At 72.4% G+C, this 24914-nt stretch carries 12 protein-coding genes and 2 pseudogenes; 3 read left to right on the forward strand and 11 right to left on the reverse strand.

Annotated elements, in window-relative coordinates; genetic code table 11:
- The 7 genes and pseudogenes from ABZ570_RS27560 to ABZ570_RS27590 form a co-directional block, all read right to left on the reverse strand.
- On the reverse strand, window positions 1-651 hold a 651-nt coding region (locus ABZ570_RS27560; RefSeq protein WP_358069657.1), incomplete at its 3' end, for a Gfo/Idh/MocA family oxidoreductase.
- Between the two features lie 138 nt (window positions 652-789).
- The gene (locus ABZ570_RS27565) at window positions 790-1977 is read right to left on the reverse strand and encodes a Gfo/Idh/MocA family oxidoreductase (protein WP_358069660.1); all 1188 of its coding nucleotides are present in this window, start codon (window positions 1975-1977) and stop codon (window positions 790-792) included.
- An 85-nt stretch (window positions 1978-2062) separates the two neighbouring features.
- Window positions 2063-2320, reverse strand: a pseudogene (locus tag ABZ570_RS27570) (ABC transporter ATP-binding protein); the annotation flags it as partial.
- A gap of 231 nt (window positions 2321-2551) precedes the next feature.
- A pseudogene (locus ABZ570_RS27575) lies at window positions 2552-2893 on the reverse strand (IS607 family transposase); the annotation flags it as partial.
- A gap of 6 nt (window positions 2894-2899) precedes the next feature.
- Window positions 2900-3802 carry a nucleoside hydrolase gene (locus ABZ570_RS27580; RefSeq protein ID WP_358069663.1) on the reverse strand — a complete coding sequence of 301 codons (903 nt, stop codon included), beginning with the start codon at window positions 3800-3802 and terminating at the stop codon, window positions 2900-2902.
- Entirely contained in the window at window positions 3787-4455 is a 669-nt protein-coding gene (locus ABZ570_RS27585) for a ThuA domain-containing protein (RefSeq protein WP_358069666.1), read from the reverse strand. The genes ABZ570_RS27580 and ABZ570_RS27585 overlap by 16 nt, the downstream gene beginning before the upstream one ends.
- Before the next feature lie 522 nt (window positions 4456-4977).
- Window positions 4978-7452, reverse strand: coding sequence for a S8 family serine peptidase (locus ABZ570_RS27590; protein ID WP_358069669.1), 2475 nt, complete (start codon window positions 7450-7452; stop codon window positions 4978-4980).
- 397 nt (window positions 7453-7849) lie between these two features.
- Here ABZ570_RS27590 and ABZ570_RS27595 point away from each other — a divergent pair, with 397 nt between their 5' ends.
- Together ABZ570_RS27595 and ABZ570_RS27600 are read left to right on the forward strand one after the other, a co-directional pair.
- The gene (locus ABZ570_RS27595) at window positions 7850-8419 is read left to right on the forward strand and encodes a sigma-70 family RNA polymerase sigma factor (protein WP_358069672.1); all 570 of its coding nucleotides are present in this window, start codon (window positions 7850-7852) and stop codon (window positions 8417-8419) included.
- 18 nt (window positions 8420-8437) lie between these two features.
- Window positions 8438-9403 carry a CU044_5270 family protein gene (locus ABZ570_RS27600; RefSeq protein WP_358069675.1) on the forward strand — a complete coding sequence of 322 codons (966 nt, stop codon included), beginning with the start codon at window positions 8438-8440 and terminating at the stop codon, window positions 9401-9403.
- A 275-nt stretch (window positions 9404-9678) separates the two neighbouring features.
- On the opposite strand, the gene ABZ570_RS27605 is transcribed toward ABZ570_RS27600, so the two are convergent.
- Window positions 9679-9810 carry a hypothetical protein gene (locus ABZ570_RS27605; RefSeq protein ID WP_358069678.1) on the reverse strand — a complete coding sequence of 44 codons (132 nt, stop codon included), beginning with the start codon at window positions 9808-9810 and terminating at the stop codon, window positions 9679-9681.
- Between the two features lie 150 nt (window positions 9811-9960).
- On the opposite strand from ABZ570_RS27605, the gene ABZ570_RS27610 reads away from it, so the two are divergent.
- Window positions 9961-10767, forward strand: coding sequence for a class I SAM-dependent methyltransferase (locus ABZ570_RS27610; RefSeq protein ID WP_358069681.1), 807 nt, complete (start codon window positions 9961-9963; stop codon window positions 10765-10767).
- Window positions 10768-10889: 122 nt separating this feature from the next.
- On the opposite strand, the gene ABZ570_RS27615 is transcribed toward ABZ570_RS27610, so the two are convergent.
- From ABZ570_RS27615 to ABZ570_RS27625, 3 genes are read right to left on the reverse strand one after another with little or no spacing between them, the layout of a single operon-like run.
- The gene (locus tag ABZ570_RS27615; protein WP_358069684.1) at window positions 10890-16166 is read right to left on the reverse strand and encodes an amino acid adenylation domain-containing protein; all 5277 of its coding nucleotides are present in this window, start codon (window positions 16164-16166) and stop codon (window positions 10890-10892) included.
- Complete coding sequence (locus ABZ570_RS27620) at window positions 16163-19378, reverse strand: amino acid adenylation domain-containing protein (protein WP_358069687.1); 3216 nt, start codon at window positions 19376-19378, stop codon at window positions 16163-16165. The genes ABZ570_RS27615 and ABZ570_RS27620 overlap by 4 nt, the downstream gene beginning before the upstream one ends.
- Window positions 19379-19380: 2 nt before the next feature.
- A complete protein-coding gene (locus ABZ570_RS27625; protein WP_358069690.1) occupies window positions 19381-24273 on the reverse strand; it encodes an amino acid adenylation domain-containing protein in 4893 nt (1630 codons plus the stop codon).
- Window positions 24274-24914 lie beyond the last annotated feature (641 nt).

Raw genomic sequence — 24914 nt, forward strand, 5'->3', positions numbered from 1 at the left:
GGAGAGGTCGTGGCTGCCGAGGCCGCAGAGCAACCCGTAGGTCCACTCCAGCTCCTGGGGAACGTCGCCCAGCGCCTCCTTCACGAGCGCCGAGCGGCGCGCCCACTTCTCGTCGACCGCCTCCTCCGGGACGTCGTCCGGCCGGTCGACGTACGACGTCTGGTCGACGATCAGCCGGTTTTCGCCGATCACGTCGTGGACACGCACGTAGCGGATCGGGCCGAGCTCGGGCAGCTTCTGGACCGCCTCGGTGAACGCCGGTGCGAAACGCCGCATGTAGGCGACCATCACGGTCTTCCCCGACCGGTCGCGCGCCGCGATGATCTCCTGTGCCTCGCGGGGGCTGAGGCACATCGGCTTCTCGACCAGTACGTCGAGACCCGCGTCGAGCGCCGCGACCGTGCAGTCCGCGTGGTACTCGTCGCTGTTGAGCACGAGCACGCAGTCCAGGCCGCCGGCGGCGAGCATCTCGCGGAAGTCGGTGTAGCGGTGCTCGACCCGATAGCGAGCGCCCAGACGCTCCAGCAGGCCCGGCGAGATGTCGCAGATCGCCGCGAGCTCGTAGCGGTCGGGCAACGACTCGATGACGGGCAGGTGGATGACCTGGGCGACCTCGCCCAGTCCGATCACGCCGACGCGCAGCTTGCTCAAGTGTGTACCTCTCAGTAGTGGGTGGCCGGTAAGGGCGACCGGTCAGCGGCCTGGGGAGAACGCGGCGGCGAACGACGCCGCAGGCGGCCCGATTCGCTGCCGGGGAGCGCGCGCACGGGTGCTCCCGTCGGGCATTGGTCAGACTGCGGTCCAGCCGGCGCCCGCTGCCGAGGATCGCTCAACGGCGTCCAGCACCCGCTGGACCTGGAGGCCGTCGGCGAACGACGGCGCCGGTGGCGTGCCGGCTGCGACATCGCGCACGAAGTCGGCGATCTCGTGCACGAACGTGTGCTCGTAGCCCAGTCCGTGGCCGGGAGGCCACCAGACGCCGGTGTAGGGATGGTCGGGTTCGGTGACCAGGATCCGGCGGAACGCGGCATCACGGGAAGGCGCGGTGCCGTCGTACACGTGCAGCTCGTTCATCGACTCGAAGTCGAAGGCGATGCTGCCGGCCGAGCCGTTCAGCTCGATCCGCATGGCGTTCTTGCGCCCGCTGGCGAACCGGGTCGCCTCGTAGGTCGCGAGCGCGCCGCCGTCGGTGCGCCCGAAGAACACCGCGGCGTCGTCGACGGTGACCTCGCCGGTCTCGACGCCGCCGCTCGCACTCAGCCCGGACGTTGCCCGTGCGACGGGACGGCGCTCGACGAAGCGGGTGAGGTGGCCCGAGACCTCGGTCAGGCGCTGGCCGGTGAGGAACTGGGAGAGGTCGACGGCATGTGCGCCGATGTCGCCCAGCGCACCGGATCCGGCCTTGTCCTTCTGCAGTCGCCAGACCAGCGGGAACTCCGGGTCCACAATCCAGTCCTGCAGGTAGTGGGCACGAATGTGGTGAACCGTGCCCACGGCGCCTTCCTCGACGAGCCGCCTCGCGTAGGCGAGCGCCGGTGTACGCCGGTAGTTGAATCCGACGGAGGACAGGACGCCTCGCGCTTGTGCCGCCTCGGCCGTGGAGTTCATCTGCTCGGCCTCGGCGACGGTGTTCGCCAGCGGCTTCTCGCACAGCACGTGCTTCCCGGCCTCCAGGGCCGCGATGGCGATGTCGGCGTGCGTGTCGCCCGGCGTGCAGATGTCGACGACCTGAACATCATCCCGGTCGAGTACCTGCCGCCAGTCCGTCGTCCAGTCCGCCCATCTCATCTTGTCGGCGGCCGCCCTGGTGGCGGACTCGGTGCGGCCGCAGATCACGCTCATCGCCGGGCGGACCGGCAGGTCGAAGAACCGGTGCGCGTTGCGCCACCCCTGGGAGTGAGCGGCACCCATGAACGCGTAGCCGATCATCGCTACCCCGAGCTCGGACCGCGGGCCGCAGGGCTGATGCGCGCTCATGATCTCTCCTTCGGGCCGGTGCAAATCGGTTTGCTAGGCGAACACGCTAAGGGGTGCGCACCTTTCGGTCAACGCAGCCAACCGGTCAGACGGGCGGGTCGGTTCCGTGCCATGAACGCCACAGCGCGGCGTACGCTCCATCGGCGGCGACCAGCTCGTCGTGCGCGCCGAGCTCGCTGACGCGCCTGCCTTCGACCACTGCGACCCGATCGGCCGCGTGCGCGGTGTGCAGGTGGTGGGCGACGGCGATCACCGTACGGCCCTGGAGCAGGGCGGCGAGGGACCGCTCGGTACGCCGTGCCGTGGTCGGATCGAGCAGCGAGCTGGCCTCGTCCAGGACCACCCAGCTTGGCTTTCACCGCGCGGCAGGTATTGGACGACGGGTACCAGCGGTCGCCGACCACGTGGGTGCCGCCGGTCCAGTCGGTCTTGTAGGCGGTCTGGCGGCGGATCTCTCCGAAGCCGGCCGAGCCGCACCACAGTGCGGACCGCAGCCGCCGCTCCTGCGTGGCGTTCGGATCCAACGCGAACCGGAACGCCTGCACCACGAAACCGGGAGGCGGCTCGAACTTCTTCACACCAGCGGTTCCACGCGGGTCACGGCGGCCAGAGCACGGGCCGCACGGTTCTTCGCCGCACGCTGCCCATACAGCCGGGAACACATCGACGTCAACACGTCGGCCATGTCCTTGACCAGGTCGTCCGTGGATTCCTCCGGGTCGAGAACCACCAGACGACGCCCCGTCGCAGCGAGCGCGGCTTGCAGGTACTCCACACCGAACCGGGCCAGCCGGTCCTTGCGCTCGACCCCGATCACCGCCGCAGTCGGGTCGGCGAGGAGGTGATGCAGCTGGCGGGGCTTGTCATTCAGGCCAGAGCCGATCTCAGTCACGATCTCCGCCACGGCCAGGCCCTGACACGCTTACGGCAGAGCCGCCATCCGCTCGAGGAACAGCTCCCGGAAGGCCCGCGCGTCCACCGCTGTCGCGATCCGGCAGTTGGGCTCGGGTGGGTTCTCCCACATCAGGAGGTCGGCCACCGCCACCCCGCGCGTGACCCGGCCGGCCGTTTCGATGGCGACGTGCGCCTCGGTCCAGGTGACCAGATCCGGACGGGTGACCACCGCGACGGCGAGCGGGTCGTGCAGCGCGCAGCTGCCCTGCTCGATCGCCTCTCGCGGCTTGACCCGCTCCTGGAAGTCGATCCAGGCCTCGGTATGGCCTGCGGCGATCCGGCCGAACTCCCCTTCGGATGCAAGGGCTCGGGCGTCCTCGCGGCTCAGCCGCACCTGACGGGTCACGTCGAGTCCGACGAACCGCAGGCGCGCGCCGCTCTCGCAGACCGCCTGGGCCGCCTCCGGGTCGCACCAGAAGTTGTACTCGCCCGGCATCGCCGCGACGTTCGTCTGCTCGAGGAACACCCCACCCATGACGACGACCTCGCGGACCGCGCCGGCGACCCCCGGCGCGACCGCGAGCGCGCGTGCGACATTGGTCAGCGGTCCGATCGCGACGATGGTCAACTGCCCTGGCTCGGCGAGCACCCGACGCGCGATCTCCTCGGCCGCGACGACATCGGCCGGGGCACCCTGCACCACGGGCACGTCGCCGCGGCCGAGCACCTCGAGCAGCTCACGAGTCAGCCGGGTCGAGGTCACGACGTCGCTGTTGCCACCGACCGTCGTGACCAGCTCGACGCGGAGACCGGGGTCGGCCAGGGCCAGCGCGAGCGCGAAGCCGTCGTCGATGTCCGACCCCGGTGCCCCCATGGCCAGGTCCGTGTCGAGGATGATCCGAATCGGTTCCCGGGTCAGCGGCTCGCCCACAGCAGACCCCTCTCGGTCAGCGTCCGCACATCTGGGTGGTCGAGGTCCTCCAGCTTGTGGCCGATCGTCGAGACGAAGACCCTGCCCTTCCCCCACTTGCGGGTCCAGACCGCGGGGCAGGTCACCTCCTCCCGCCATGGCGTGTCGTCACGCACGCCGAACGTGGTCGTGGCGAGCACGTCGTTCAGCTCGTCGGTGAGCACCCAGTACTGCTCGGTGTTCAGCGCCCAGCGGTCCAGGCCCTCGACGATCTGATGCCCACGCCGCTCCGGCACGACGGCCACCTCGTACTCGACGAAGCCGCCGGGATGTGCGGCCCACTGCCCGCCCGTGAGGTGTAGGTAGTCGGGCGAGCCGCGAAAGGAGTCACAGACGCCACCGTGCCAGCCGGCGAGACCGGTGCCGCCCGCGACCGCGGCGGACAGCCCGAGTACCTGTTCGTCGGTGGCGACGCCCTGGGTGTAGCACTGCACGACGAGATCGGTCGCGGCGAGCTTCTCGCCGTCGGCGTACACCTCGGGGCTCTCGTGCACCTCGACGGCGTAGCCGTGCTCCTCGAGGAAGGGGATGAACCTCTCGGTCGCCGCGACCGGGCTGTGCCCCTCCCAGCCACCCCGGACGACCAGGGCCTGACGGGTGCGCCCACTGTCCATGCTTCTCCTTGGTGTGAGGGTCCGATCGGCACGGTAGCCAATCGATTTGCAAAACGCCAGGGACCTGCCAGCGTGACCACCTTCGAGGAACCCGGGTACGCCGCCGTCGAGGCGTGGGTGTCCCACCTCCACCGCTCGTTTCGGCGCACCGGGCCACACGACATCGCGGACATCGCCCAGGCAGCGCCCCACCCGGGGCGAGACCTGGTCGCGATCACCGCGACCCTGCGCCGCGAGCCGGGCGACGAACCCCGGCGGCAGGTCGTGCTCGTCGATGCGGCCGGCACGCTCCGCCCGGTACTGGGTCGACGCGCTCGTCGCCGCCCACCCGAGATGGGTGACCGACTCCGAGCCGGCGGCGCCCGCCCAGTAGGCGCCTGCTCCGCGGGCCGTCACGGAATGAGGGGCACGGGGCGGGCCGGACGAATTGGTGGGCCGCGACGCCGATCTCGGCGTCGCGGCCCACCTTTCCTCACGGTCCCTTCACCACGGCTCGACCATGGTCAAGCCGCAGATCACGGCCTACTTCCCGTTGTTCGGCACTGGGTGCATGACCGTCAGCGTCATGCTGTTGTTCTTGTAGGACACCCGGAACAGGTAACCGCCCACGTTCAGGGCCCGGTTCTCGGGCAGCGCGTGGAAGGCGCCCTTGATCGAGCTACCGCTCATGATCGTGAACACGGTGCCCGGGGTCAGCTTGCCCTGCACGTCCAGGTCCAGCTCGCCGTCCAGCACCAGCTTGCCCGCCGCCCGGACGCTCGTGTAGTCCCGGTCGCCGGAGATCGTGACGGCGACGCGACCCTGCCTGCCGACGGTCACGTTCCCGCCGACGTTCAGGACGTTGCCCGCGGAGATGCCGGTGAGCTGCGCGGCCTCGTCGGACGCGAGCCCGGGCCGCAGCACGCCGCTGGTGACGGTCACGCTGTCACCCACGCTGCCACTGCCGCCGAGCGTGCCGCCCTTGACGTCGATCGAGCTTGCGTGCGAGCCGGTGATCGAAAGCTCACCGCCTGCAATCGTCGTGCCGCCCTCGTAGGTGTTGTCGCCCGTCATGATCAGCGTTCCGGGGCCTTGCTTGGTCAGAGAAGCCGCGTAGAGGTTGTTGTCGATGTTGTTCTGAATGTAGGCGGCCCGCTCGTCCATCCATTCCTTGCGCCACTTGACGGCGTCCTCATAGGTGATCTTGTCGTACAACTCGGGATGGCCGTTAGTGATGGCTTGGATGTGGGGATCACCCAAAATGCCCTGGAGCATGAAGGCCTGCTTGTCAAGCGTGCCGTCCGGCTTCAGCACGTTGGGGCTGAATTCACCGGCGTAGGCAATGCCTTGCTTCTTGTAGCCCGCCAGCCACTCCAGATCTTCCCTTTCCCTTTCCTTGATCGCGATCTGGCTGATGTCGTTCGACCAGACGTCCAGGGGCGCTTTATCCATGTTGTAGGTCATGGGGCTCAGGAGTTGGCCGGGGCCGTACATGCCCTTGGCCAGATCGGGAATCCCCCAGCCCCAGCGTTCGTCCGGAAGACCGTCGGGAGCGGTCCAGGCGATGGATGCCCCGGAGGGGGAGGTTTGCCCGGTGCCGAGGAACCTCACGCCGTCGGACATCTTGTTGTTCGCCGTGGTGAACATCAGCTCACGCACCTGCTTGGCGTCCATGTCGGGATAGCGGGAGAGCAGAACCCCCATCACCGCTGTCGCCACGGGCGTTGCCGGTGACGTGCCGCTTGAGTTTGAATAGTTAGTGTCACCACCGCTGCTCGTGGTCCGAACGTTGTTTGAAGGGGTAGACACGTTCCACCATTTGGCGAGCCCGGCCTCGTTATACCCGAACTGCTTTGTGTATTCGGGATTGGTCGCAGTGGGCGGTTGCACCCCGCCGACGGCTATCCACTGCTTTTCCGCCAAGGGATTGAAGAGGGGATACGCCGGGCGAAAATACGGGTTGCTCCAGTCGTTGTTGCCGGCCGACCTTGCGTTGACGGTACCGCTGTCCTTGATGGCATCCCAGATGGCGTCCATAAAGGAACGTCCGGGGTAGTTCGGATTGTATTGAATGCCGCCTTCCGAATAGCTCTTCTTGAAGAAGAAATACTGGTACTCCAGATCCTTCAGGTGCTCGTTGGGGATAATGGTCGCCATTGCCGTGGCGCTGGCGCTGTCTTTGCCAGTCACCTGGTAAGCGTTGGCGCGATTGCCGTTGACTCCAAGGTCGTTTCCTAGGCCGTCATAGCGGGTTCTGTCAAGAGTCTGGACATAAGAGCCCCAACTGCTGTTGATGACCTGGGCGCCGGCGTCGACCAGGGCCTTATTGGCTGTATACCAGTACACGTAATCGTGGAAGGGACCGTGGGACTGGCTATCGGAACCGCCGGTCTTGGCGACATACATCTTCGATCCAAAGGCGATGCCGTGCTGGTCTATACCATCGCGCTTACCGGAGGTAACCCCAAGCATGCCGGTCCCGTGCGAGTAGTCACTTGTTCTCGCCTGATCACCGGCCACAGTGAACCACTCACCCGCAGTAAAAGGGTTCGCCGGGGTCGCGCCACGATACCCGTACCCGGACGTGCCGTAGACACCCTCCCCTGTCACCGACTCGATCAGCTCGGTCTGAAATGCTTCGTGTGTAGGCCTGTAGCCCGAATCCATCATGCCCAGCGTGACGCCCTGCCCGCAGTACCCGAGGGCGTAGGCGGTGGACGCGTTTACCGCGTCGAGCTGCCATGGGGAATTGACCGCTGTGCCAGGAGTAGAAGGATTATGGCCGGTATAATAACCATATTCCGGCGTTTCCCAACTGGCTTTAGCGGCATCTAGTTCCCCTGGACTCGTGGCGACAAAGCCGGGGTCTCCCGGGTACGACCACTGCGCGCAGTCTTCCGCGCTGGCAGGGCGTTCGTCGGCCCCCGGCCCGGCCAGCGCGCCGGTCGCCGGCAGGCCGGCGGCCACGACCGCCAAGGCCAGCACCGAGCCGCGCCCGGCAAGCTTCCCTCTTCGCATCTGCGTGCTCCTCCTCCCCACACCACCCGTCGACCAGCGGCTCGAGGTCCCTCGTCGGCATAACACGGGTCAGGCGCCACAACGGTCGAACCGAACCTACGGACCGACGTGCGGCAGGTCATCGGACACCCGTGGAAGATGACTGCCGTCGGCTCCTACGCCTGTCGCACGGTCGCCGCCGGCGCTGGACCGCGAGCCGACCCGATTCGCGTCTGCGACGACCGGATCGTCGATTCAGGAGCGATCGGTCATTGACAGAGCACTTCTTGTGCCCGATCTTGCTGCTCGGTCGTCCTCCCTACCCGCCATCCACCTGTTTGTCGTGCCGGATGGTTCGGTAACACCGGGGCTCCGCCTTACGAAGAAGGGGTGTAGCGGCTACCAGAGAGGACGGCCTGTGAATGACCCTAGCCAAGCGGAGGGTGACATCTCCGGCATCGGAGTCGATCCGGTGGCCTTCGAGGTCTTCTACCGGCGGCACCTGGAGGCGGTGGGCCGGTTCGTGGCGCGGCGGGTCGACGACCCACACCTCGCCGCCGACTTGACCGCCGACGTGTTCCTGGCGGTGATCGAATCGGCGGCCGGCTACCGGCCAGACCGGGGTAGCCAGATCGGCTGGCTGTTCGGGGTGGCCCGCAACGTCATCGGCGACGAGCGGCGTCGGGCGGCCCAACGGCTGCGGGTGACCGGCCGACTGGCCGGACGACGGGACCTGGGCGCCGACGACATCGCCCGCATCGAGGAGCGGATCGACGCCGAGTCGGCGGCCCGCCGTACCCATCGAGCGCTGAGCGAGCTACCCGAGGGCACCCGGACGCTGGTCGAACTCGTCGCCGTGGACGGCCTCACCGTCGCGGAGGCGGCGACCGCGCTCGGGATGTCCCCGGTCGCCGCTCGGGTCCGCCTGCATCGTGCCCGTCGCGTCGTACGCGCCGGGCTCGCCCACTCGGCCACCACCCTCGTCTGATGAGACGGAGATGACGCTATGAACAAGATCGAACAGTCGCCGCACGGTTTCGAGGAGCAGCTCCTCACGGATCTAACGGCACACGTTGTCCGGCGGGCCGAGATGCTTTCGGCGGCCCGTCCGGTCGGACGCCGTACCCGGTTCCTACGCGGTTGGCGCCTCGCCGGAGCATTCGGGCTGGCAGTCGCACTGACCGTCGGTGGCCTGGCGGTCCAGACGATGAGGGTGGGCAACCAGCCGCCGCCCACGGCCAGCGCGTCGGAGATCCTCCGTATGGCGGCCGATGCCGCCCGGCAGCAGCCCGAGCTCACCGCCCGACCCGATCAGTATGTCTTCACGGAAGTCCTGGCGACGACGCGGGAGAAGCCGGACAGCGGCCCGTACACCACCGTACGGACGCAGATTTGGCAGTCGGCCGGGGGAGTTGCGCACACGCAGGCACGTTACCGACCGGAGACCGATCCGAACGGGTGGAGCGAACTGAAGGTGCTCCGCCCGAACGATCCCGCCGATCCCGACAAAGAGCTCGATGTATTCCCGTCGCCCGCGTACCACGGCGACCTGCCCACCGATCCGGACGAGCTGCTTCAATACCTTCGGGAACACCCGGTTGACCTGCATCTCCCCGAGGCAGCCGATGAGCAGGCCGTGTACGGGGACGAGAGCATGCCGTACACCACCGCGCGGTCGATGCTCGACGGCTACGTACCGCCCCGAGCGCTGGCGGCGCTGTTCGAACTGCTGGCACGGGAGCCCGGAGCGGTCGTCATATCGGGCGACGTGGTGGACGCCGCCGGCCGACATGGGGTGGCGATTCGGATGCCCGGTGTGATCGGTGGTAACGAAGACTTCATCTTCGACCGAGACACCCACGTCTACCTCGGCACCCGTGGGTCGGTGGTGCGGAACGGCAAGGAGTCGCTGCAATCGGCTGCCGCGCTGCTCCGGGTCGCAATCGTCGACCGGCCGGGCCAGTTGCCCTGACCAGTGCTGGGCTCGCCCCAGCCGGATCGGATCCCGCTATGCCGCTACGGCTTACGGCTGGGTCACTCTGTGCGGGCGAGCAGATGACGGCGGCCTGCCTCCGGCGCGGGACCCGGCGAGGACGGGTTGTCCAGTCGGGCCGCTGACCGGATCGGTCAAGGGATCGGCAGCAGTTTGGCTAGGGGAAATCTGCTGCCGATCCCTCAGGGTGTCCCTTCGTCCCCAAGCTGTCGGCATCCGCACATCGACAGAAGCGGATGCAAGCGGGCTCGGGCTCAGGCGACTGTTTGAGGCGTGCTGCAGCGGATCCAGCAGCACTCGCTGCTCATCAGCAGACCCATGGACACTCGCCCCAGGCCGCCGAAGTAGCCCTCCTCCTCGCCGAGCAGCAGCGGTACGTCGTACACCGCCCGGTCGTCGGCCAGATGCGGTTTTCTGATCGGGTACCTGCAGGACGGGACGCACTGCGGCCTCTTTCGGTTGTTCTGCCGACAGATTGGCCGTGCTCTGAGCAGAATCACTCGCATTCCGTTTCATGCTGCCGGCAGGCTGGGGGCATGGGAGCGGGCTTCAGCGGTGAGGTGGCCGCGTACTACGCGAGACACCGGCGCGGCTACCCACCCGAGGTGCTTGACGCGATCGTCGGGGCGTTCGGCCTCAGCGCGAACGACACGGTCGTCGACCTCGGCTGCGGCACCGGGCAATTGAGCCTGCCAATCGCCACCCGGGTGGGAGCCGTCGTCGGCGTGGACCCGGAGCCAGACATGCTGGCATTGGCCCGGCGTGCCGCCCTCAAGGGCGGAAGGGCCAACGCCGCCTGGCTGCTCGGCACGGACAGGGACCTGCCCGTGCTGAGCCGGTTGCTCGGCGACCGAACGGTCGGGGCGGTGACCGTTGCCGTCGCTATCCACTTCATGGACCGCGACACCCTGTTCCGCGCCGCCAGGCCGCTGCTGCGCCCAGGCGGTGGCATCGCCGTAATCACCAACGGCACCCGCTGTGGCTACAGGACGCTGAGTGGTCTCGGGCACTGCGTGGATGCCTGGAAAGGCTGCTCGGGCACCCGGTCACTGCGACGTGCCAGACCGACGAGGCAGGCCGCCAACCTCCACCCTCTTCTGACTGTCGGGCAACCATGTTGCCGGCCGCACGGCGTAGCTCAAGATCATGCCGTCCACAGGCCGCCGAACGAGAGCCAGCAGTGGCCATTGTTGACCGTCCTCACCAATGGCATCATCCAGCGAATCCGAGGGTTGAGGCCGGTCGATCACGCAAGCCGCCAGCCAGACGCACACCATTGCCATTCTGCGTACCCGGCCCCCGCCGGCCGCCCCGGGAGGCCGTTCGCCGTCCCGGAGACGTAGCGGGCCTCGCCTGCGGACGCCGGAGGCATCTGAGTGGCCGGCCAGCCTCAGTTGAGACGGCGTTCCACGGGGCACACCGCTTTCACCTTGCGTTCATCCGGATCGGAGCGCACCCGTCGATGTCAGCGCACGGTCAGGACCTCGCGATCCGCGGCGGCCTGCACCTTGTCGAGGCTGTCGGCGATTTCCGCCCCGGCGACGGCGTCGGGCAGGTCGTCCTCCATCCGGCGCAGTGGGCGGTAGGCCAGGCCGAGCGCGCCCCACAGCGCCAGCAGCAGCCCGCAGGCGACCAGGACGAATCCGCTGCCCCGGCCGTCGCCCACGCCGACGACCCGCCCGACCGTATGGGCCAGGACGCCGCCGGGGGCCAGCAGCGGCTGCGCGACTTCGGCCAGGGGCGGTGCGGTGAGGAACGCCAACGGCGTCATCGCCACCGCGAGCATCTGGTTGGTGGCCAGCACCCGGCCCTGCAGGTCCAGGCCCACCTTGACCTGGATGAGGGCTAGCCAGTGGGCGTTGAGGATGGTCAGCGAGGCATACCAGACCAGGCTGCCCGCGGCCGCGACCGGCAGCGACGGCCGCACGCCGACCAGGAGCGCGCCGAGGCCGACGCCGGAGACGAAGCCGACCATGCCGAGGGCACGGCGGCGCGACCCGCCCCACAGCACCATGGCCAGCGCGCCGAGGCCCGCGCCGAGGCCGCTGCACGCGGTCACGATGCTGACGCCGGTGGCGTCGCTGAACGCGTACACGGTGGGCACGGTGACCGCGAGGGCGAGCATGGCCAGGTAGTTCTCCACCACGAAGAACCCGATCATGATCATGAGTGGTCGCCGCCGGACGAGGAACCGCCAGCCGCCCGCTATCGCTCTGGTGAAGGTCTCCTCCTGGCGGCGGAACAGCCGGTCGGGCAGCCGCACTGCCAGCAGCGTGGCGAAGCCGGCCAGCAGCGACAGCACGTCCACCACCACGACGCCGGGCAGGCCGAGCGTGGTGATCAGCGCACCGCCGGCCAGCGGGGCGATCAGCTGGCCGATTCCCGGCCCCAGGTTGGCCAGCGCGTTGGCCTGACCGAGGTACGGCTTGGGCACCAGCTGCGCCACCGCCGCCAGGTACGCTGGCCGGTGGAACGCGGTCACCGCCGACAGCAGCCCGACCAGGATCCCGACGCCTGCGATGCTGAGCCGGTCCACGGCCAGCAGCGCGACCATAGTCGACATGATCAGCGCGCCGGTGCCGTTGCAGGCCAGCATGATGCGCCGCCGGTCCACCCGGTCGGCGATCGCGCCGCCCAGCGGCAGCGCCAGGATCGCGGGCAGCAGCGCCAGCATCGTGACCAGCGCGTAGTCGGCGACCCGGCCGCTACGCTGGTACGCCCACACGCCGAGCGCGAACGAGCTGAGCGCCGCGCCGACCAGCGAGATCGACTGTCCGGCCGCCATCAGGTAGAACTCGCGCAGGTCGCGGCGGGCCGCGCCGCCGGTCACCGTGTCGGCGGCCAGCGGCTGCGGCAGCCGGCCGGCGCGCCAGCCCGCCACCGCGGCAACGACCCGTTCGGCCAGCCAGGCCGCCTGGTGCTTGAGGAAGTAGTGGCCCGCGCGGGGCACCACGGCCAGCTCGACCCGGTCGGCGAACGCGCCCCACTCGGCGTAGCGCTCCTCGTAGAGTTCCGTGGAGCGGTCGCGGGCGCCGATGGCGCACAGCACCGGGGCCCGCAGCCGCCGCCGGTCGGGCCGGGTCAGCTCGTGCGTGAACCAGGTCTGGGCCTGGTCCACGTCGTGGCGCAGCCCGCGCAGGATCACGTCGGCGTCGAGGCCCTCGTCGTCGAGGCCGCCGAGCGTGCGCAGGAAGTCGCGGTAGGCCCGGTCCGAGGTCCACCAGGTCGCCGGGACACGCCGGTGCAGCCAGGCCGACAGCCGTCCGGGCAGCCGCGCTGCGGGGAAGCTGCCGCCGACGACCAGGCCGACGACCTCGCGGCCGTCCGACTCCAGTCGCAGCGCGAGCTCGGTGGCGGCGGCGGAGCCGACGCAGTGCCCGTAGACGAGGACGGGTCCGTTCGGCAGCTCCGCCGCGATCCGGTCGATCAGCTCCGGCAGCGGCAGCTGCGGCTCGTCGGGCCGGGCCGGGTCGTGCCCGGGCAGCTCGACGGCGAGCACCGCCGTGCCGGGCAGGCGCTGCGCCAGCTCCGTCGCGAAAGGACCGTACGCGGCCGCCGAGCCGCCGCCGTACGGCACGCACACCATGGTCAGGGCGGCCGCAGCCGGGCCGGCCAGGCGGTGCAGCAGCCCGTCGGGGCGGGCCCCGCCGGCCAGGTGCGCGGCCAGCTCGCGCACGGTGGGCCTGGTGAACAGGTCGATTACGCGCAGCTGCGGGTCGATGGCGCGCACCGCCCGCACGGCCTTGAACGAGTCACCGCCGAGGGCGAAGAAGTCGTCGTCGACGCCGATCTCGCCGCACTCCAGCACCTGCGCCCACGCGGCGGCGACGCGCAGCTCCATCGGGGTCGACGGCGGCACGCGGTCGGCCGCGGCGGGCGCCTCGGGTGCGGGCAGCGCGGCCCGGTCCACCTTGCCGTTGGCGGTCAGCGGCAGCGCGGGCAGGGCGGTGATGACGGCCGGGACCATGTAGTCGGGCAGCCGGTCGCGCAGCGCGGCACGGACCAGCGCCGGGTCGGCGGTCGCGGGGGTGATCCAGGCGGCCAGCCGCCGGGTGTGCGCCTGCCCGACCGGCAGTACCACGGCCTCGGCGACGCCGGGCGCCTCCCGCAGCGCGATGGCGACCTCGTTCAGCTCGACCCGGAAGCCACGGACCTTGACCTGGTCGTCGACCCGTCCGAGGATCTCGACCAGCCCGGACGCGTTCACCCGCACCCGGTCGCCGGAGCGGTACCAGCCGTCGGCGAAGCGGCCGTCGGCCGTATCCAGGTAGCCGCGGGACACGCTGGGGCCGCCGATGCGCAGTTCGCCGGGTACCCCGGCGGGCACGTCGCGGCCGGCCGGGTCGGTCACCCGGCAGCGCACGTTCGCGAACGGCCGCCCGATCGGCACGATGCCGTGCCGGTGCCGCGTGGGCACCTCGGCCACCCGGCAGCCGAACACCGAGACGGTGGTCTCGGTCGGTCCGTAGTGGACCTGCACCTCCAGGTCCGGCCGGGCCTGCTCGACCCGTTCGACGAGCTCCCACGGGCACGGCTCGCCGGCCAGCACCAGCAGCCGCTGCGGCAGCAGCGCCGCGAGGTCGCCGTGCGCGGCCAGCAGCTCCAGGTGGCTGGGCACCATCTTGATCGCCTCGACCGGGTGTCCGGCCAGGTATGCCGCGAACGCCTGCGGGTCGGTGGCGGTCTCCCGGTCCAGCAGGTGCACGGTCGCGCCGGTGGCCAGCGCGCCGAGCAGGTTGGTCAGGCCGAGGTCGGCGGCGTGCGTGGACACCAGGGCGTACGAGCCCGGCCGCCCGATCCGGTCGGCGACCGCGTGCAGGTAGTGGGTGATGTGCCGGTGCTCGACGGCGACGCCCTTAGGCTGCCCGGTGGAGCCCGACGTGAAGATCAGGTAGGCGAGCCGCTCGGGCGGCACCGGCACCGGCGCGGCGGCTTCCCCGGACAGGTCGGCGACCACCAGTGCCTCGCGGCCCGGCACCCGCCCGGCGTGCTCGGGTTCGGTCAGCACGAACCGGGCCCGGGCCGTGTCCAGGATCCCGGCCAGCCGCCCGTCCGGGTAGCCGGGATCGACCGGCAGGTACACCCCGCCCGCCCGCAGCACGCCCAGCATCGCCACCGGCAGGCTGACGCCCCGCTCGGTGAGCACCGCGACCGGCTCCTCCGGCCGCAGCCCGGCGGCCAGCAGCCGCCCGGCCACGACCGCCGCCCGGCGGTCCAGCTCGGCGTAGTCGAGCGTCCCGTCGGCGGCGACCACCGCCACGGCGTGCGGGCTGGTGGCCGCGTGCCGGGCGATCAGCTCGTGCAGCGGCCGGTCCAGCGGGTAGGCGGCCTGCGGGCCGTCCGGCCCCGCCGCGGCGTGCGGCTCCAGCGGCAGCCGCCCGACCGGCCGGTCCGGTTCGGCCACCAGCCCGGCCAGCAGCGAGCGGAACCACCCCGCCAGCCGTCGTGCGGTGTGCTGCTCGAACAGGTCGGCGCGGTAGAGCAGGCTACCCCGGTAGCCGCCGCCGTCCACCCGTGACAGGGCCAGGTTCAGGTCGTACTTGGTGGTGCGGATCGGCAGCTCCAGCTCGGCGGCGCCGGGCAGGCACGGTGGCGCGGCCGAGGTGTCCAGGACGTTGAGCAGCACCTGGAACACCGGGGTGGTGGCGAGGTTGCGCTCCGGTTGCAGCCGGTCCACGATGCGCTCGAACGGTGTCTCGGCGTGCCCGAACGCGTCCAGCGCCCGCTCGCGTACCCGAACCAGCAGCTCGCGGCCGGTCGGATCGCCGGAGAGGTCGCCGCGCAGCACCAGCGTGCCGATGAAGCAGCCGACCATCCGCTCCACGCCGGGGTGGTGGCGGCCCGCGTGCGGCACGCCGACCGCCACGTCGTCGGTGCCGCACACCCTCGCCAGCGTCGCCTGCCACGCGGCCAGCAGCACCATGAACGGCGTCGCCGCGGTCGCGGCGGCCAGCTCGCCGATCCGTGCCGCCAGGGCGGCGGGCAGCTCCACCGGGATCTGCCCGGCGGTCCAGTCGGCGACCGCCGGCCGGGGGCGGTCGGTGGGCAGGTCCAGCACCGGTTCCAGGCCGGACAGCTGCCCGGCCCACCAGTCCAGCTCCGCGTCGGGCGCCGGGCGGGCGGCCTGCCAGCGGGCGAAGTCGGCGTACTGCAGCTGTGGCGCAGGCGGTGCGGGGCTGCCCGCGACCCGGGCGGCGTAGAGGTCGCCCAGTTCGGCGAGCATCAGCTCCAGCGACCACGCGTCGCAGGCGATGTGGTGCACGACCAGCAGCAGCACGTGCTCGTCGGGCGCCAGCCGGAAGACCTCCGCGCGCAGCGGCGGCTCCCGGTCCAGCCGGAACAGCCGGTCCCGGCAGGCCAGCAGCAGCTCGGTCAGCCGCGCCGGGTCGGCGTCGACGACCGTGACCGGCACCCGGTCCGCGTCGCCGAGCACCGCCTGCGGCTCGCCGTCATGGTCCACGAAGTGGGTGCGCAGCACATGGTGACGGGTGGCGAGGTCGCGTACCGCCGCGGTCAGAGAGCCGGTGTCCAGCGGCCCGCGCATCCGCACCGCCGCGGGCACGTGGTAGGCGGCGCTGTCGGGTTCGAGCTGGTGGAGGAACCAGAGCCGGGCCTGCGCGCGGGACAGCGGCGCGGGCTGGTCCGGATCTCCGGCGGGGATGCCCGCCGGGGCCTGGATGGTGCGCCGGGCCTGGGCGAGGCGGTCGCGCAGCAGGCTGCGCTGGTTGTCGGTGACGGTCATTGCGGCTGCACCTCGGCCAGCAGCAGCTCCTCCAGCGCGGCCGCGAACCCGGCCAGTACCGGCTGCTCGAACAGCAGCCGCACCGGCACCGGCAGTTCCAGGGCCTCGCGCAGCCGCCCGGCGACCAGCGTCGCCGCCAGCGAGTGCCCGCCGAGGGCGAAGAAGTCGTCGTACGCCGACAACCCGTCGCGGTGCAGCGCCGCGCCCCACACCTCGGCCACCAGCTGTTCGGCGTCGGTCCGCGGGGGCACGTGCGCGCGGGCCGCCTGCCGCGGCGCGGGTAGCGCCCGGCGGTCCAGCTTGCCGGAGGCGTTGACCGGCAGCGCGTCCAGCACCGCCCAGCGGCGCGGCACCATGTGGTCGGGCAGCACGGCGTGCAGCCGGGTCTCCAGCTCCGCCGTGGACACGGCCGCCCCCGGCTGCGCCACCAGGTATCCGACCAGGTGTGTGTCCCCGCCCGCGCCCGCGCCCGCGCCCGCGACCGCCACCGCTGCCTGCGCGACGCCCGGCGCGGCGCGTAGTCGCGCCTCGATCTCGCCCAGCTCGACGCGGTGCCCGCGCACCTTGACCTGGCCGTCGTCGCGGCCGACGAAGTCCAGCAGTCCGTCGGCACGCCAGCGCACCAGGTCACCGCTGCGGTAGCAGCGCTCGCCGGGGCGCAGCGGGTCGGCGACGAACGCGGCCCCGGTCAGGTCCGGCCGCCCGCGGTAGCCGCGCGCCACCCCGGCCCCGCCGATCCACAGCTCGCCGACCGTGCCCGGCAGCGCGAACCGCCCGGCGGCGTCCATCACGTACACCCACTCCCCCGCCATCGGCGACCCGATCGGCACGGTCGGCCCGACCGGAGCCGCCACCCGGAACATGGTCGAGGTCACGGTGGTCTCGGTCGGGCCGTAGCCGTTCCACACCTCGCCGGTGCGTGCGAGCAGCTCGCGGGCCAGGCCGGGGTCGACGGCCTCACCGATGGCGACCAGCCGCACCGCCGGGGCCTGCCAACCGGCCGCGACCAGCATCCGGAACGTGGTCGGCGTCGCCGTCATCACGGTCACCCCGGCCTCGGCGATGCGCCGCGCCACCAGGTGGCCGTCGACGGCGTCGCCGCGCTCCACCAGCGCCAGCCGCAGGCCGCGGGTCAGCGCGACCCACAGCTCCAGCCCGGCCACGTCGAACGACAGCGCGGTCAGGCCGAGCATCACGTCGTCGGGGGTGACCGGCAGCAGCTCGCAGTTGGCCGCGACGTACGCGGCGAGGTTGCCGTGGGTCAGCTCCACACCCTTCGGTCGGCCGGTCGAACCGGAGGTGTAGAGCACGTAGACGAGGTCGTCCGGGCCGACCTCGGGCAGCGCGGCGGGCGGGGTCGACAGCGCGTCGGCCAGGTCGAGCAGCACCGCGCCGGTGCCCTCGACCAGCCGCCGCGCCAGCTCCCAGGTGTCGGCCGCGGCCAACACCACGCCCGCGCCGGCGTCGGTGATCTGGTCGCGCAGCCGGGCGACCGGTTGGTCGGGCTCCAGCGGCAGGTACGCCGACCCGGCGCGCATGACGCCGACCAGCGCTGCGGGCAGGTGCCGGCGCCGGGGCAGGCAGAGCCCAACCGGCGTGCCGCGCCCGGCGCCGTGCGCCAGCAGCGCCGACGCGACCGACGCCGAGTCGCGGGCCAGCTCGCCGTAGCTGAGCCTGCCGTCGCGGGCGTCCACGGCGACGGCGTCGGGCCGGGCCGCCGCCTGCGCCAGCACCGCCGCCGGCACGGTGGCGGGCGCGCCCGCGGGCAGCGCCGGGCCGGTGCCCCAGGCGAGCAGCTCGGCCCGCTCCGCCGGATCGAGCAGGTCCAGCTCGGACACCCGCCGGTCCGGATCGGACAGCAACCCGTCGAGCAGGCGCTCGAACCAGCGCGCCCAGCGCCGCGCCGTGGCGTCGTCGAGCAGGTCCGCGCGGTAGCTGACGAAACCGGTGTAGCCGTCGGCGTGGCCGGTCAGCGACAGGACCAGGTCGAACTTGTTGGTATCCAGCGGGGAGTCCAGCCGGGTCAACCGCACGCCCGGCAGCGCCGGGTCGCGCAGCGGCTCGTCCAGCAGCAGCAGCATCGACTGGAAGATCGGCGTGGTGGCGGTGGTGCGCTGCGGGGCGATGGCCTCCACCACCCGGTCGAACGGCACGTCGGCGTGCGCGAACGCGTCGAGGGTGGTCTCCCGCACCCGGGCCAGCAGCTCGCGGCCGGTCGGGCCGCCGGACAGGTCGGTGCGCATGACCAGCGTGTTGATGAAGCAGCCGACGACGCCTTCGGTGTCGCGGTGCCGCCGCCCGGACTCGGGCACGCCGACGGCCACGTCGTCGGTGCGGCACAGCCGGCCCAGCAGCGCCTGCCAGGCGGCCAGCAGCACCATGAACGGTGTCGCGCCCGCCGCCTGCGCGGCGTCCCGCAGCCGCCGGGACAGCTCGGCGGGCAGGGTGAGCGGGACGTAGCCGGCGGTCCAGTCGGCGACCGGCGGGTAGGGGCGGTCGGTGGGCAGGGCCAGCACCGGGTCAAGCCCGGCGAGGCGGCGTACCCACCAGTCGGCGGCGGCGGTGTCCGCGGGGCGGCCCTGCTCCCATTCGGTGACGTCGGCGTACTGCAGCCGCGGTGCGGCCGGGGGCGTGCCGTGGCCGAGGCGGGCGGCGTAGCCCGCGGCCAGCTCGTCCATGATCAGGTCCTGCGACCGGGCGTCGGTGGCGATGTGGTGCACGGTCAGCGCCAGCACGTGCTCCTGCTCGGTGAGGCGGAACAGCATCGCGCGCAGCGGCGGCTCCTGGTCGAGCCGGAACGGCCGGCCCAGCTCCGCGACGATCGCGGCGTCCAGCGCGGCCGCGGTGACGTCGGCGCGGGCCATGGTCACCCGGTCGGCGGGCACGGCGACGGCGACGGGGTCGTCGCCGCGGGGCGTGATGACGCTGCGCAGCACCTCGTGTCGCTGGACGACGTCCCGCAGCGCCCCGAGCAGCGCGTCGGCGTCGAGCGGCCCGGACAGGCGCAGCACCAGCGGCACGTGGTAGATCGCCGGGTGCTGCTCGAACTGGCTGTTGAACCACAGTCGCCGCTGAGCTGCCGACAGCGGCTGCGGGGCGCGCGGGTCGCGGCGGGCCGGGATGGCGGTGCCCGGCTCGGTGCGGGCGGCCGCCTGGGCCGCGGCCACCCGCTGCTCCATCAGGGCGCGCAGCGCGTCCTCGGTCATTGTCATGGTCAGTCCTGTCGTGACTCGGCCGCGATCTCGGCGATGACAAGGTCCTCCAGCCGCCGGGCGAACGCCGACAACACCGGATGGTCGAACAGCAGCCGCACCGGCACGGCGCAGCCGAGCGTGTCCCGCAGCCGCCCGGCCACCCGCGTCGCGGCCAGCGAGTGGCCGCCGAGGCCGAAGAAGCTGTCGTCGGCGCCGATCCGCCCGGCCGTCAGTGTCTGCGCCCAGATCTCCGCGACGAGCTGCTCCATCAGCGTGCGGGGCGGGGTGTGCGGGCGGTCGGCTCCCGGCTGCGGCAGCGCGGCCAGGTCCACCTTGCCGCTGGGCATGACCGGCAGCGCGTCGAGCACCACCCAGCGGTGCGGCACCAGGTACTCCGGCAGGCGGGCGCGCAGGTGGGCGGCGGCCTCCTCGCCGGTGACCGCGGGGCGTCCGACGAGGTAGCCGACCAGGTGCGCCTCGGCGGCGTGGCCGTGCGCCGTCACGACTGCGTGCGCGATCTGCGGGTGGTCCCGCAGCGCCGACTCGATCTCGCCGAGTTCCACGCGGTAGCCGCGGATCTTCAGCTGGTGGTCGCGGCGGCCGCAGAAGGCCAGTTCGCCGTCGGGGCGCAGGCGTACCAGGTCGCCGGTGCGGTAGCAGCGCCCGCCGGGCAGGTGCGGGTCCGGCACGAACGCGGCCGCGGTCAGCTCCGGGTGGCGGTGGTAGCCCGCCGCCGGTCCCGCGCCGCCGATCCACAGCTCGCCGGGCGCGCCGGGCGGGGTGAGCCGGCCCAACGGGTCCATCACGTAGAGGCGCTCGCCGGGCAGCGGGTGCCCGATCGGCACCGTCTCGTCCACGGCGGACACCCGGTACGCGGCCGACAGCACGGTCGCCTCGGTGGGGCCGTACACGTTCCACAGCTCGCCCGCCCGGCCGAGCAGGTCCCGGGCCAGAGCCGGGTCGAGGGTCTCGCCGCCGCTCCAGATCCGCAGGTCCGGGTCGCCGGCCCAGCCGGACGCCAGCAGCGTGCGCAGCATCGTCGGCGGCACGTTCATCACGGTGATCCGGTGCGCGGCGAGGCACTCGGCCAGCCGGTGCCCGTCCACCGCGGCGTCGCGCTCCACGACCACACAGCACGCGCCCGCCGACAGGCTGGACCAGATCTCCGCGCAGGAGGTGTCGAAGCTGAGCGTCGCCACCGCGAGCATGCGGTCGCCCGGGCCGAGACTCGGCTCGCGGCCCAACGCGGCGGCCAGCGCGGCCAGCCCCGACTGCGTCACCGCGACGCCCTTGGGCGTGCCGGTCGAGCCGGACGTGTAGAGCAGGTAGGCCAGGTCGCCGCCGCCGACCGGGTCCAGCCGCACCGGCACGGCCGGGGCGGCCGCGTCCAGGTCGAGCGGCCTGGTCCCGGCCGCCGCGGCGGCGTCGGCGGAGGCCTTGCGGCACAGCACCACCCGCGCGCCGCCGTCGGCGGCCAGCCAGGCCAGCCGCTCGGCGGGCAGCTCGGGCTCCAGCGGCAGGTACGCCGCGCCCGCCCGCCACACCCCGAGCAGGGTCGACGGCAGCCGGTGGTCGCGGGGCAGGCACACGCCCACCACGTCGCCACGGCCGACGCCCGCTGCGCGTAGCACCCCGGCAACCTCCGTTGACAGGTCCCACAGCGCCCGGAACGTCAGTTGTTCGGCGGGTCCGGCCACGGCCACGTCATCCGGCCGCCGCGCCACCTGGCTTGCGATGGCGTCGACCACCGTCGCGGGCGGCCGCAGGTCGGGGCCTTCGGCGCGGCGCAGCAACTCGGCCCGCTCGGCCTCGCTGACCAGCGGCAGTTGCGCCAGCGGCCGGTCCGGGTCGCCCGGCAGCCCGCGCAGCACCAGCAGCAGCCGGTCGGCGAACGCGTCCGCGGCAGCCGGGTCGAGCAGGTCGAGGTCGTACTCGACCTGTAGCTCGGCGCCGTCGACGGTCTCGTTGACGAACACCGTCAGCGGGTTCTGCGCCGCGCCGCAGCCGAGTTCGCCCAGCAGCTCGACGGTGATCGCGCCGGCCCGGCCGCGCACCGGCATGCCCGCCGGCTGCGCCGACAGCACCACCGGCGTGAGCATCGCGCCGCGCGGCTGGGTGCCCACCGCCCGGAACAGGTCCTCCGTGGACGGCCGAGGCAGGTCCAGCGCGTGCGCCGTGGTCGACGCCGCCGCGGCCAGCGCGTCGCGCAGGGTCGCGCAGCTGTCCAGCCGCAGCCGCACCGGCAGCACGTCGACCAGCGGCCCGACCACCCGGTCGAGCTCCGGTTCGGCGCGGCGCGCCGCGACCGCTCCCACCAGCACGTCGGCGCGGGCGGTGAGCCCGGCCAGCAGCAGCCCCAGGCCGGTGAGGTACGCGGCGAACAGACTCGCCCCGCAGCCCGCGGCCAGCTCCGCGAGGTCCGCGACCAGCACGGGCGGCAGCGCGCGGGTCAGCCGCCCGCCCCGGAACCCGCCCTGCCCGGTGAACAGTTCGCCCGGCGCGGAGGCCCCGGTCAGCTCCCGCCCCCACCGCTGCGCGGCCTGCCCGGCCCGCGGATCGGACCGCAGCGCGACGTCGCCGACCTGCACCGCCGGCCCGGGCGCCGAACCCGGCTCGGCCAGCTCGGCCGCGAGGTCGGTGAGCAGCACCCCCACCGACCAGCCGTCGCAGGCGACGTGGTCGCTGACCACCACCAGCTCGGCGGCGTCCGCGGCGTGCCGGATCATCACGGCGCGCAGCAGCGGCACCGCCGCGGCGAGGTCGAACACGTGCCGCGCCGCCGCGGCGGCGATCTCGGCGGCGCGGCGCTCCCGCTCGTCCGCGGGCAGCTCACGCAGGTCGTGTTCGGTCACCGGCACGCCCGCGTACGCGCCCACGACGGCGATCGGCTCGCCGTCCTGCTCGACCACGCGGCTGCGCAGCACCTCGTGCCGTGCCACCAGAGCGTCCAGCGCCCGGCGCAGCCCGTCGACGGTCACCGGGCCGGTCAGCCGGGCCCGGAATGCCACCGTCGTCACCTGCGGCACACTGCTGATCTGCCGCAACGTCCACAGCTCCCGCTGCGTCGGCGTGAGCGGGTAGCTCTCCACGCCGTCATGCCGCACGAGACGGGAACGCACCGAGCGCCCGCCGGAGCCGGCGCCATCCGCGACGGGATCGGATGGCTGCGCGCCGGGCGACGCCGCCACGGCCCGCCCGGCGTGCTCCGGCCCGTCGGCGGCAGCTGCCGTGACCAGGGCGGCGAGCGCGGCGGCCGTCGGCTCGGCGAGGAACGCCGCCAACGGCACCGCGACGCCGAACTCGCGGCCGACCAGCGTGCACAGCCGGGCCGCGGTCAGCGAGTGCCCGCCGAGGTCGCCGAAGCGGTCGAGCACGCCCACCGGCGGCAGGCCGAGCACCTCGCCGGCCAGCGCCGCGACCGCCGCCTCGGCCGGGGTACGCGGCGCGACGTACGCGACGGCGGTGTCCCGGCGGGCCGCGACCTCCGGCAGCGCCGCCTTGTCGATCTTGCCGTTCGGGTTGAGCGGCAGCCGCGCGGCGACCCGCAACCGGGTCGGCACCAGGTGCTCGGGCAGCCGCGCGCCCAGCCAGGCGCGCAGCTCGCGCTCGTCCACGCCGTCCGCCTCGACGTGTCCGACCAGGAACGCCGCGCCGTCGGCGTCGGCCCGGGCGAGCACGCAGGCGCGCCGCACCGCGGGATGGCGCACCAGCAGCGCCTCGACCTCGCCCGGCTCCACCCGGTACCCGCGGATCTTGACCTGGTCGTCGGCCCGGCCCGCGAAGCGCAGCACGTCGCCGTCGCGGCGGACCAGGTCGCCCGAGCGGTAGACACGGCTGCCATCCGGCTCGACGGCGAACGCGGCCGACTCCCGCCCCAGGTAGCCGCGCGCCACCACCGGGCCGCCGATCCACAGCTCGCCCAGCTCGCCGTCCGGCACCGGGCGTCCCGCGGCGTCGCGCACGGTCAGCACCGCGCCCGCGGCGGGGCGGCCGAGCGACGGCTCCTCCGGCTCGTCCCGGCCCACGTCGGCGACAGCGCAGGTGGTGGTGCACTCGGTCGGGCCGTAGAGGTTACGCACCCGGCGCACACCCGGGTTGGCGTAGATCCGGTCGACCAACGCCCGGGTGAGCGGCTCGCCCCCGGCGAACACGGCGCGCACGCCGCCCGGCAGCGGCTCCCGCAGCAGCGCAGCCAGCGCGGACGGCACGCCGTACACGGTGGTCACCTCGTCGCGGGCGGGCAGAGTGGGCAGCGCCAGCAGGTTGTCGGCCAGGATCACCGTGCCGCCCGCGATCAGCGGCAGGAACAGCTGGCTGACCGACGGGTCGAAGCAGATCGACGCGGTGGCGAGCATGCCGCGCAGCTCCTCGGCGGGGTATGCCGACTGCTCCCACCGCAGCAGGTTCATCGTCTGCCGATGCTCCACAACGACGCCCTTGGGCCGCCCGGTGGAGCCGGACGTGTAGATCACGTAGGCGGCGTCCGCGGGGCTACCGGTGTCGACCGGACTGGCGGTAACCGGCTCGGCCGGCCCGTCGTCGACGACCAGCGCGGTGGCGGCCAGGCCGGCCACGGCGTCCCGGGCAGCGCGGGTGGTGACGATCAGGGACATGCCCGTGTCGGCGGCGATGTAGGCAAGCCGCTGCGCGGGGTATGCCGGGTCCAGCGGCACGTACGCCGCGTCGCTCTTGAGCACGCCCAGCAGCGCGGGCAGCAGGTGCTCGTCGCGGGGCGCGCACACGCCGACCAGCGAGCCCGGTCCGGCGCCCGCCGCGCGCAGCCGTGCCGCGACCCGGTCGGCGCGCGCATCCAGCTCGCCGTACGAGATCCGCACCGTTCCGGCGACCACCGCGATCAGGTCCGGCCCGCGCCGGACCTGCTGCTCAAACGCGACGTGGATGCGCTCCGACATGCAGGATTCCCCCAGTTCACTGCACGTGGATGCGTCCTCTGCACCGGAGCGACATCCAGGCATCGGCATCTGGCAATTGAGGAGCGTACCCCCCTCCACCAGTTACCCGAACCATCGTTCATGCGAGGTCCACATGGGACGGCCGGATGAGCAAACCCGCCGAAAGGCTGACTGGACCGATTCGAACAAACATACGAACAAGCTCGCGCTCATCGTCGCATCGGCGCCTTCGCCGGCAACCTCCGCCGACCTGACGCCCGCGGCGCCACCCTCACCCACGTCGCAACGCTCTACCCGGAGCCCGCAAGTCTTCCGGCTACGCCGCGACGCCGGAGGTATCGACGGCGTTCGCACCGGCAAAAATTCACGGCAGCGTCAGCGCCGACCTGGCCGGCCCGGAACAACTCAACCACTACGCCCACGGGCGTTGGTGCGTCGAGAACCGCCTGTGCGCCACCCCTCTGTGTCAGCCTTGGTGAAGGCAGGTTAACCTGCTGAAACGTTGACCCGTGAGGGCGAGCAAGGAGCACCACCCCCCGTGACATCGCACCAACCGGTACCCGATCCTGAGGTGCCGGCAAAGCCCCGGACCAGGACATACACCGCCGCCTACAAGGCGCGGATCCTGGCCGAGTACGAGA

It is taken from the genome of Micromonospora sp. NPDC007271 (assembly GCF_040634005.1).
Lineage (GTDB): Bacteria > Actinomycetota > Actinomycetes > Mycobacteriales > Micromonosporaceae > Micromonospora.